Source organism: Vibrio sp. 2033, assembly GCF_033339735.1.
Genome location: NZ_JAWOVC010000285.1, coordinates 1 through 755 on the forward strand (window position 1 = coordinate 1; position 755 = coordinate 755).

Annotated in this window: 2 protein-coding genes; both read right to left on the minus strand. The window is 49.4% G+C overall.

The annotated features are described in order from the left end of the window. Positions 1-47 precede the first annotated feature (47 nt). Positions 48-425 carry a hypothetical protein gene (locus R7P74_RS26110; RefSeq protein WP_000869261.1) on the minus strand — a complete coding sequence of 126 codons (378 nt, stop codon included), beginning with the start codon at positions 423-425 and terminating at the stop codon, positions 48-50. A 9-nt stretch (positions 426-434) separates the two neighbouring features. Beyond that, positions 435-755 (minus strand): hypothetical protein (locus R7P74_RS26115; protein ID WP_318123553.1); only part of this gene is annotated, 321 nt, incomplete at its 5' end.

Genomic DNA, 755 nt, shown 5'->3' on the forward strand with positions numbered 1-755 from the left:
TGCACCCCCCTCATACACCTCTCCAAAAAAGAAATCTCTCTTACGCATTAGACTTTGCCTCCTTTAATCGCTTGCTGGGTCAGCTTGATCCAGTTCAACGGGTTTTCACAGTCAACATGGTTGCCAGCGGCACCAACTACCGTTTTGTATGCCTCCGAGCCTGCCGCTGTGTGTACTGCCAGCATAAACGAAAACATAGGGTCATTTTGCATGGTGCCAATCATCATTGCACTGGAAGTGTCTTTGAGCTGGCAGTTTTCAACCCGCAGATTGAGTACATCTTTTGCCACCATCTTACAGTCGGGACACACCTTCTCAAGGTTCTTGAGCTTTGCGTCGTCATTGAGCACATCAGGAGCCGCGATGGCAGTACCGGCCATACACAGCCCCAGTGCCAGCAGTTTGAGTTTATTGGTTACTTTCATGGTTCCTCTCTATATCGTTCCAATTTCGTTTCGGTAAAAGAACAGTGGCCCAGTGACTGTTCTGAGTTCCGGCGTTACTTGCTTTACTCTTGAGCAAATATGCTGCTTGAAAAAGTTGTGGTATCCGTACAAAGCTGGGCGTGTAAAAACGGAATAGATAATGAGGGTGATGGCCGCACCAGCGGCCCACCCGATCACGTCCGGAGAGATAAGTCCTGACACGTCTGAGATACGTTCTGGTTCAACCAAGCGGCACACCACCAGCACCCAGAACCACATTACCGGCATCACAAAGATCATCTTTCCGACGCAAGCAATGAGCACCTTCAC